Consider the following 8,975-nt stretch of genomic DNA (forward strand, 5'->3'; position numbering starts at 1 on the left):
TCGATGTCGTCAGATCGGTCGGGGGCCGACGATCCTCCTCGCCGCGTGCTCCACGAACTCGTGCAGGCCGTAGGCGAGGCCGAGCGCCAGCAGGGCCGACACCACCACCGCGGCGACGAGACCGGACACGACCGCACGTGGCCCGCGCCCCCTGGGCCCGACGGGCTCCGGCTCCAGCAGGGCCTGAACCCGCCGGGGGACCGGTCCCGTGCTCACGGACAGGAGCCGGCTGTCGCGCACCCCCGTCCCGGCCGAGCCGACCAGCGCGGCGCGGGCGATGGCGGTCGCGGCGACCCTCCGGTCCCCCACCGCCGTCGCGGCGGCCTCGTCCGCCCACCGCTCCAGGTGGAACTCCAGCGCGGGCCCCAGGCGCGCGAGCGCCGGATGCACGGCCGAGGCCAGGTCGACGACGGCCGAGAGCACATGGTGCCGCCCGCGGAGATGAGCCCGCTCATGGGCGAACAGCACCGTGCGCTCCGACGGCCCGAGCGCCCTGAGCATGCCCTCCGACACGACGACGCGGGCGGCGCGGCCACGGAAACGCGGCAGGGCGAAGGCCTCCGCCTCCTCACCCGGGACGACGAGCACGTCGCCCTCGGCCGTCCCCCCGCCGGTCAGCGCCCACGCGCGGGACAGCAGCGCACGCTGCCGGCGAGCGGCCAGCACCAGCCGCACCGCCTGCACGGCCAGCAGGACCCCGGCGGCACCGGACACCGGCACCACCGCCGGCCAGTCCGCCGTCACCCGGGCGAACCTCAGGTGCTCCAGCTCCGCCAGGAACGGCACGTGGAAGAGCCCCGTCAGCGCCGCGACCGTGCCGCCCGCGAGCAGCACCGCCGCCCCCGCGAGGGTCAGGGAGGCCTCGCGCGGCGGGAGCAGCCCGGCCAGACGACGGGCCGCGGGCGCCGCTCCCCACGGAAGGACGACGGTGAGGGCGACGACCACCAGGAACAGCGTCACGACCCGCCCTCCAGCACGGCCTCGCCCCCGGCCGGAGCCGGCGCGGCCTCCGCCTCGATCAGCAGGCGCCGCAGGACGTCCCCGTCGTCCGTGGACAGCGAGGACACGAACCGCTTCAGGACGAGGTCCCGCTGCGGCTCCTTCTCCAGCTCCCGGCGCATCCGCCCGGCCGCCAGCCCGGCGGCGTCCGCGACCGGCGCGTAGGCGAAGGAACGCCCTGGCCGCGTGCGCTCCAGGGTGCCCTTCTCGTGCAGGCGGGTGAGGATCGTCGCCACGGTCGTCCGGGCGAGGTCCTGGTGCAGCGCCGCCTTGACCTGCTGCGCGGTCATCGGCTCACCGGCCGCCCACAGCACCGCCATCACGTCCGCGACCAGTTCCCCGTGCGGACGCCTGGCCTCCTGACCGTCCCTCGCCATCTCTCTCCCTGTCCCGAAGCGTTCGCCCGGCACACCCCGACGCCGACACCGGTCGGAGACGAGGGCCGCCCGCGCCGGTGCGGCGAGAAGGGGTACGGCCTGTGTGACTTAGGTGTGCCTCAGCTAACTTTACGGGGCGTGCGGATCGCCGCCGAGCCGGCGTCAGCCGGTGAGGTCGTCGAATTCGGTGGCCCAGTCGATGAGGGTGTGCTCGGTGCCCTGGGGGACGAGGGCGAAGCTCTCGCGGCGGAGCCAGCGACGGACCTGGCGGGTGGGGAGATCGAGGAGGGCGATGTCCGCCTGGTTCCTGAGCATGACGCGCAGGGAGGTGCGGGCGTGGCAGGTGCAGGGGGGCCAGATGCGGACGTCGCCGAGGCCGGTGGGCCGGTGGAGACCCTCCCAGAGGAGCTCGCGGGCGAAGTGCCAGGTGCCCGCTTCGGTGGCGTGGCCGAGGAATTCGAGTGTGACGGCGAACGGGTCGTCGCCGCGGTAGGCGAGGCGTACCGGGACGTCGACGCTCTGGTGCTCGCCGAGGACGAGTCGGGCGTCGAGGGTCAGGTCGGTGGCGGCGGCTTCCGGGCGGGGCTGGGGGTCGGAGAGGGGGTGGTGGGCGGGCACGGGGTGTCTCCTGGGCGGGTTCGGGGCGGCGCGGGACGGGAGGGGCCGTCCGGGCCGGCGGGGTGAGGTGCGGTGTCCGGTCGGGACGCGGAGCGCCGGCCGGCCGGGGCGCCGGTGGCGGTGCGGCGCTCCCGCCTCGGGCCCTGGGAGCTGCCGGGAGCAGGGGGAGGCGGAAGTGCTCCCAGGCTAGGAGGCGGTGCCGGGGTGGATGTTCCGGCCGTGCACCGCGAGGTGATGATCCGCGCACCGTTCGCCCGGCGGGCATGGCCGGGCGCGGGCTCCTCGCTGTCACGGCCGTGCGGTCCGGCGGTCGGGGGGCGGTGCGGCCGGCGGTGGCGCCGCCGCTTGCCGTGGCGACCGGGATGAGAGCAACTGCCGTACATTGGAAGGGATTTGACGGGGAGAGGCGATTTCGCGGCGTTGTGCGCGGACCCTCCTCCGGCGGTCGGCGCCGCCCGGGGCGGCAGCCGTCCGGCCCCGGTGGAGCCGTCGGATCCTCGGTTTGTTGAACGTTTGTCCATCCCGTTTCGCTGCTTGTATGAATGGCGCCGGGAGGCTTTTGAACATGAAGAGGTGGATCCAGCGCTCGCGTTCCGGAGGCGAGGCGCTGCAGACGTTGGTGGACGGCCTGGCCGAGGAACTGGGGCGTTCGGTCGTTCTCGACGACCCCCTGGTGCGGCTGATCTGCACCAGCCGGCACTTCGGCGACGAGGACCGGGTGCGGGTGCGCACGCTGCTGCAGGGCATCGCGGACGACGAGACCATCCGCTACGTGCTGTCGCAGGGGGTTGCCCGGTGGACCCGTCCAGGTGTCCTGCCGGGCCGCGACGACCTGGGGATGCAGCCGCGCTACTGCGCCCCGGTCCGCGAACGGGGCCACGTGCTGGGCATCCTGATGGTCGTGGCGGCGGGCGCGCCCCTCACCGAGGCCGAGCGGGGGGCCATCGACGAGGTGGCCCGCGCCGTGGCGGTCGAGATGTACGCCGAGCGGCTGGCCTCGGACGACGACGAGGAGCACACCCGGCGGCTGGTGAGCCGGCTGATCGGCTCGGACTCGGCGCAGCGCTGCGCCGCGCACCAGCGCCTGGTGGACGACGGCCTCCTGCCGGCCGGCCCGCACGTCGTGGTGACCAGCGTCGCCGTCAGCGGGCAGCCGGGGCCCACCGGCCAGACCGAGGTGGCGCTGCGCGGTGCGCTGGAGCCGTTCCGGCAGACCCGGACGGCCCGCGGCCTGTCGATGGTCGACCAGGACCGGGCGGTGCTGGTGCAGGTCTTCGAACAGGAGCCCGCGGAGGAGGACCTGGACCTGCAGGGCCGGGGCATCGTCCGCTCCCTGACGACCTTCCTGGGCCCGGGCCCGGTCGTGTCGGTGGGGGTGGGCGGGCGCCGGACGGCACTGGCCGACGCGTGGATCTCCTACGACCAGGCCCGGGTGGCGGTGCGCGCGGCCCGCCGGCTGCCCCGGCTGGAGGGCATCGGCGACTGGGAGCGGCTCGGGGAGTACGCCGTCCTCCTCCAACTGCCCGAGAGCGCGCTCAACGAGTCCCTCCTGCCCAAGCCGCTGCGGCGCCTGCTGGCGAACGGCGGTGGCAACTCCCGGCTGGAGGAGACCCTGCGCTGCTTCCTGGACAACGCCGGTTCGGTGCCCAGGACCGCGGAGGCCCTGGAGCTGCACCGCACCTCGCTGTACTACCGCCTGCGCCAGATCCAGGAGATCACCGGCCTGGACCTGGACGTCGGCGCGCACCGCCTGGAGCTCCACCTGGGGCTGCGGCTGTGGGACCTGCTGCGGGCTCCGGCGGAGCCGGCCTCCCCGTGGACCGCCTTCCCGTAGCCGGCCTCCCCGTAGCCGTCCTCCCCGCCGGCCGGGCGCGGCCGGGCGCGGCGTCGCCCCGCAGCGGTGTTGCTACAGAGCGATGAAGCTTCGTCGGGCAATCCCTACGTCGGTCGGTGGTCAGCGGGTTCGGCCCACAGCGAGAATTCTCACGACGAGCTGCCGCTCATCCCCCCGGCGACCTGCGGGTTCCGGCCCCCCGGACCCGCGAGCCGACACGAACGGACAAGAACGAGCACCATGCACCGACTGATCACGAACGACGGCGTGCGCCTGGCCTACCGCGACAGCGGTGGCGACGGGGTCCCGCTGGTGATGCTCCACGGCTGGGGGCAGACGCAGGAGATGTTCCGCCACCAGTTCGAGGGGCTGGCGCCGGGCCGGCGCGTCGTGACGGTGGACTTCCGCGGTCACGGCCGCTCCGGCAAGCCGCGCCACGGCTACCGCGTCGCGCGTCTGGCCCGTGACGTCCTCGGCCTGCTCGACCACCTGGGCCTGGACGCCTTCGACGCGCTGGGCTGGTCGATGGGCGCCTCGGTGTGGTGGAGCTTCATCGACCAGCACGGCACCGGCCGCATCCGCCGGCTCGTCCTGGTCGACCAGCCCGCCGCCGTGGCGGCGGTGCCCTGGACGGCGCCGGCCGAGCAGCGCGAGTCCGGCGCCATCTTCGACGTGGCGGGGCTCCTGGAGCTGTGTGCCGCGCTGGCCGGCCCGGACGGTGCCGAGGTCCGCGAGGGCTTCGTCCGCTCGATGTTCAGCGGCGACACCGACCCGGACCTGCTGGCCTTCGTGACCGAGCAGATCCGTGCCACCCCGGCGCACGCGGGCGTCCCGCTGCTCTTCGACCACTGCGCCCAGGACTGGCGCGACGTCCTCGACTGCATCGACGTGCCGACCCTGGTGCTCGGCTGCGAGGGGAGCCACGTCGATCCGGAGTCCCAGCGCTACATCGCCGAGCGGATCCCCGGCGCCGGCCTCCACGTGTTCCCGAGGACCGTGGCGAGCTCGCACTTCCCCTTCCTGGAGAACCCCGGCGAGTTCAACGCCGTCGTGGAGGCGTTCCTCTCCTGAGACGCCCCGCCGCCGACGGTGCCACCACCGGGCGCCGGACGGCGGGCGATCCTTCCCAACACCCTGTACCGAACCTCTCCAACCGGTCGGAGCCTCCTGTGATCCCGTCGGATCCCTCACCCCTGCCCGAACCCGAGCACCACCGGCCCGATCAGGCCGTCGACGCCTGCATCGAGGTCCTGTCACCGCCGCCCGGGGTCGATCCCGAGGACTGCCTCTACGTTGCCCTGCACGTCGACGGCGCGGCCTCGGTGCGGCGTCACGGGGTCAGCACGGCGCTGGCTCCGGGCGATCTGCTGATCGGCACGTCGCCGTATCCGGCGGGGTTGCTGCGCGACGCGGGGTGCCGGATGGTCCGCTTCCGTGTCCCGTGCTTCTACCTGGGGGTGCGGCACTCCGATGTGCGGCGTACGGGTGGGCTGGTGGCGCGGGGGAGTGAGGGGGTGGGCCTGCTCGCCTCGCAGTTCCTGCGGACGCTGGCGGCTCGGGGCGGAGGGTACCGGGCGCGTCCTGGTGATCATCTGGCGCGTGGTGTGTCGGACATCGTGGCGATCCTGGTGTCGGAGCTGCTGGAGGGGGAGGGGCCGGAGGGTCCGGGTGGTTCGGCGGAGTTGTTGGCGCGGATCCGTGGCCACATCGAGGAGAATCTCGCGGATCCGGATCTGGGGCCGGAGGCGATCGCCCGGGCGCAGCACATCTCGGTGCGCTATCTGCACAAGCTGTTCCAGCAGGACGGGACGACGGTGGGGCAGTGGGTGCGTCGGCGCCGCCTGGACGCGTGCCGTCGGGAACTGGAGCGTCCCTCCCGTCGGCAGGCCAGTGTGTCCGCGGTCGCGCACCGGTGGGGTTTCGTCAGCCACTCCCACTTCAGCCGGGCGTTCCGTGACGCCTACGGGGTCTCGCCCCGCGAATGGCAGGCCTACGCCGCCCGGACCGACAGTCGGGACACGGCCTCCTGACTCCTCCGCCGCGGCCGCTTCCACACGCTGCCGGTCCCGCCGGTCCCGTCCTTCGCCGACCGGGTCGGGCCGGTCAGCGGTCGGTGTGGATCTCGGCGATGTAGCCGCCGGGGAACTGCACCGTCGCGCTGTCCCGGCCGCCCGCGCGGACGGGTCCCGACAGCACCGTCGCGCCGGCGGCCCCGGCCCGGTCCAGGGTGGCGCCGAGGTCGGGCACGCCGTAGCCGGTGAGTTCCCGGCCGTACGGGTGGGGCAGGTGGCCGTCCGTCACGGCGACGGTGGTGGTGCCGAAGCCGGAGGTGAGGCGGAGGAGCCGGTACGTGGTGCCGGGCAGGCCGATGGCGGCGCCGTCGGCCCTCCGGTCGTCGGAGACGATCCGGCCCCGGGTGAAGGCGAGGTAGCTGTGCAGGAAGGAGCCGACCGCGTCCGGCGACAGGTAGAGCCGGTTCTCCGGCACGCTGACCAGGGCGGGGTAGGACGGCGGGGTGGTGTGGACGTACAGCTAGGCGTTGATCCCGCCCGGGAACTGGACGACGGCGTCACGGCCGATCGGGTCGGCGAACGGTGCCACGGTGACGGTCGCGCCGTCGGCACGGGCGGCGCGGACGGCCTGGTCGAGGTCGGTCACCAGCCAGCCGGTGCGTTCGGTGCCGAAGGGGTACGGCACGGGCGTGGTGTAGTCGAACACCGACAGTGTGCCGACCGGGGACACCACCAGCTCGGAGAGCGTCCGGCTGGGCGTCGGCGTCACCTGGGTGGAGACCGGGCCGATCGTGGTGCCGCCGAAGGTGGACGTCCAACTGGTCACGAAGGCCTGCTCGGTGCCGGGCGCGACGTAGACGTGGGTGGAGTCGTACTGCGGGCCGACGGCGAACTGCTGCTGGGTGCCCGGCCGTTCGGCCGGCGTGCCCTGGGTCGCGCTCGGAGACGTGCCCTGGCCGGCGGAGGCGGCCGAGGCGGCGGGGACCGCGGTCAGGGCGGCGAGTGCCGCCACCAGCGGGACCATGCGGCGGGCTAAGCGGAGCTTCATGGGTGACCTCCTGGTCGTGGCGAACGCCCGGCGTCCGCGGAAGGGGATGCCGGGCGTGGGTGTGGGGCCGGTGGGGCTGGTGCGACCGGTACCGCCGTCGCCGTTCGGGCCTGGGGCGGCGACGGCGGTACCGGGATCGGGCGGACGGCCGCGGGTCGAGGTGTCGCGGCCGTCCGGGTCACTTGGCGAGGAAGGCGAGCAGCGCGGAGTTGACCTCTTCGGCGTGGGTCCAGAGCAGGCCGTGCGGGGCGCCCTCGATCTCGACGTACTCGGCGGAGGGCAGGGCCCGGTGGAAGGGGCGGGCGGTGTTCTCGATGGGCAGGGTGCGGTCGCCGGTGCCGTGCAGGATCAGGGCGGGCACGTCGATGCGGGCGATGTCGGCGCGGAAGTCGGTGTACCAGGTGGTGGGCGCGGCCGAGGCGGCGAAGGCGCCGCCGGCGGTGGCGACGTTCCAGCTGTTGCGGACGGCCTCCTCGCTGATCCGGGTGCCGAGGTTCTCGTCCAGGTTGTAGAAGTCGTTGAAGAAGCCGGTGTAGAAGGCGAACCGGTCGGCCTTCACGGCGGCGACGATGCCGTCGAAGAACTCCTGGGGGGCGGCGCCGTCCGGGTTGTCGTCGGTCTTGAGCAGGTACGGCTCCAGCGAGGCGAGGAAGGCGACCTTGGCGATGCGCTCGGTGCCGTAGGTGCCCACGTAGCGGGCGGTCTCGCCGGTGCCCATGGAGAAGCCGACCAGGACGGCGTCGCGCAGGTCGAGGGTCTCCAGCACGGTGTGGAGGTCGGCGGTGAAGGTGTCGTAGTCGTAGCCGGTGGTGGGCTGGGAGGACTGTCCGAAGCCGCGGCGGTCGTAGGTGATGACCCGGTAGCCGGCCTCCAGCAGGGCGGCGCTCTGGCGCTCCCAGGACTTGCCGTTCAGCGGGAATCCGTGGATGAGGACGACCGGCTGCCCGGTGCCGTGGTCCTCGTAGTAGAGGTCGATGGAGGCGGAGTTCTCCTGGCCAACGGTGATGTACGGCATGGGTTTTCCCTTTCGTGCGGCAGCTGCTCGCGGCAGCCTCTTACTGCGGTGCTCGGCTGCGACGGGTTCCACGCTAGGCGCGGTGGCCGGGGGCCGGTTGACTCCGAGAGCACCCCGAATCGTCCGAGAGTGCTACGACCGGGCGCACCGGTGGAGCCGACGGGGACAGCGGCCCGACTTCCGTACCCGGTGCGCTGACCGACCGCGAGCAGTGCGCGGTCGGAACAGGCGCCCGGCCCGCGCGTTCCTAGCCTGATGGCCGCAGATGTCACCGACCCCGCACGAAGCAGGAGCACCATGAGCAGCCAGCCGCGCCTCCACCAGCACGGTCCCGAGATCCAGGAGTTCGGCACCGTCACCCAGCTGCCGATCGCGCTCTCCCACGACGCCCGGCAGTACTCGTGCCAGCGGCTCAACCGGGTCCTCGCGGACACCCAGTTCCTGTACGGGCTGTACAAGAAGTACCACTGGGGCATGCGCGGGCCGACCGCGTACCAGCTGCACCTGCTCTTCGACAAGCACGCCCAGGAGCAGCTGGAGCTGGTCGACGCGCTCGCCGAGCGGGTGCAGAGCCTCGGCGGCGTCGCGGTGGGCGACCTCCGTCACGCCGCGCAGATCACGGGCGTTCCGCGTCCGCCGGACGGCATCGAGGGGGTGCGATCGATGCTCTCGCGGCTTCTCGACGCGCACGAGACCGTCCTCGCCGATGTCCGGGACGCCGCCGGCCGCACGGCCGAGCTCGGTGACGACGGCACCCAGGACCTGCTGGTCTCCCAGATCATCCGCACCGGTGAGGCCCAGGTCTGGTTCCTCGCCGAGCACCTGGTCGTCACCCCCGAGACCGGGGAGTGACCGCGGGCCGGGCCCGTTCGTCGGCGGGCCCGGCTCCGCTTCGTGCCGGGCCCTTTCGTCGGGGGGCCCGGCACTTTTTCGTGCCGTTGGTCCTGCCGTGCCGCTCGTCCTGTCGTACCGCTCGTCCTGTCGTACCGCTCGTCGTTCCTCCGTGTCGTTCCTCGGCGTCGGTGCGGCGGCACGCGAACGGGCTCGGGCCCCTGGAGGGTTTCCCTTCCAG

Annotated in this window: 10 protein-coding genes; 4 read left to right on the top strand and 6 right to left on the bottom strand. The window is 73.5% G+C overall.

The genetic code is table 11. The annotated features are described in order from the left end of the window. Positions 1 to 9 precede the first annotated feature (9 nt). The 3 genes from ACFVHV_RS23125 to ACFVHV_RS23135 form a co-directional block, all read right to left on the bottom strand. A complete protein-coding gene (locus ACFVHV_RS23125) occupies positions 10 to 960 on the bottom strand; it encodes a M56 family metallopeptidase (RefSeq protein ID WP_380353083.1) in 951 nt (316 codons plus the stop codon). Beyond that, the gene (locus tag ACFVHV_RS23130) at positions 957 to 1,376 is read right to left on the bottom strand and encodes a BlaI/MecI/CopY family transcriptional regulator (protein ID WP_359897345.1); all 420 of its coding nucleotides are present in this window, start codon (positions 1,374 to 1,376) and stop codon (positions 957 to 959) included. The genes ACFVHV_RS23125 and ACFVHV_RS23130 overlap by 4 nt, the downstream gene beginning before the upstream one ends. Before the next feature lie 162 nt (positions 1,377 to 1,538). Further along, positions 1,539 to 1,994, bottom strand: a complete 456-nt coding sequence (locus ACFVHV_RS23135; RefSeq protein ID WP_380353085.1) for an SsgA family sporulation/cell division regulator — start codon at positions 1,992 to 1,994, stop codon at positions 1,539 to 1,541. Between the two features lie 565 nt (positions 1,995 to 2,559). Between ACFVHV_RS23135 and ACFVHV_RS23140 the strand changes: the two genes are divergently transcribed. From ACFVHV_RS23140 to ACFVHV_RS23150, 3 genes are all read left to right on the top strand, one after another. Further along, positions 2,560 to 3,828 carry a PucR family transcriptional regulator gene (locus ACFVHV_RS23140; RefSeq protein ID WP_380353087.1) on the top strand — a complete coding sequence of 423 codons (1,269 nt, stop codon included), beginning with the start codon at positions 2,560 to 2,562 and terminating at the stop codon, positions 3,826 to 3,828. Positions 3,829 to 4,068: 240 nt separating this feature from the next. Beyond that, complete coding sequence (locus ACFVHV_RS23145) at positions 4,069 to 4,899, top strand: alpha/beta fold hydrolase (RefSeq protein WP_380353089.1); 831 nt, start codon at positions 4,069 to 4,071, stop codon at positions 4,897 to 4,899. A 98-nt stretch (positions 4,900 to 4,997) separates the two neighbouring features. Continuing rightward, a complete protein-coding gene (locus ACFVHV_RS23150) occupies positions 4,998 to 5,858 on the top strand; it encodes a helix-turn-helix domain-containing protein (RefSeq protein ID WP_380353091.1) in 861 nt (286 codons plus the stop codon). 73 nt (positions 5,859 to 5,931) lie between these two features. Here the strand turns inward: ACFVHV_RS23150 and ACFVHV_RS23155 are convergent, their stop codons facing one another. The 3 genes from ACFVHV_RS23155 to ACFVHV_RS23165 form a co-directional block, all read right to left on the bottom strand. Next, a complete protein-coding gene (locus ACFVHV_RS23155) occupies positions 5,932 to 6,315 on the bottom strand; it encodes a hypothetical protein (protein ID WP_380353092.1) in 384 nt (127 codons plus the stop codon). Between the two features lie 45 nt (positions 6,316 to 6,360). Next, entirely contained in the window at positions 6,361 to 6,888 is a 528-nt protein-coding gene (locus tag ACFVHV_RS23160) for a hypothetical protein (protein WP_380353094.1), read from the bottom strand. A gap of 178 nt (positions 6,889 to 7,066) precedes the next feature. After that, positions 7,067 to 7,903, bottom strand: a complete 837-nt coding sequence (locus ACFVHV_RS23165; protein WP_380353096.1) for an alpha/beta fold hydrolase — start codon at positions 7,901 to 7,903, stop codon at positions 7,067 to 7,069. A gap of 255 nt (positions 7,904 to 8,158) precedes the next feature. On the opposite strand from ACFVHV_RS23165, the gene ACFVHV_RS23170 reads away from it, so the two are divergent. Continuing rightward, complete coding sequence (locus ACFVHV_RS23170; RefSeq protein WP_380353098.1) at positions 8,159 to 8,755, top strand: Dps family protein; 597 nt, start codon at positions 8,159 to 8,161, stop codon at positions 8,753 to 8,755. Positions 8,756 to 8,975 lie beyond the last annotated feature (220 nt).

The sequence above is a fragment of the Kitasatospora sp. NPDC127116 genome (assembly GCF_042677365.1).
In the GTDB taxonomy this organism is placed as follows: Bacteria; Actinomycetota; Actinomycetes; order Streptomycetales; family Streptomycetaceae; genus Kitasatospora; species Kitasatospora lactacystinica.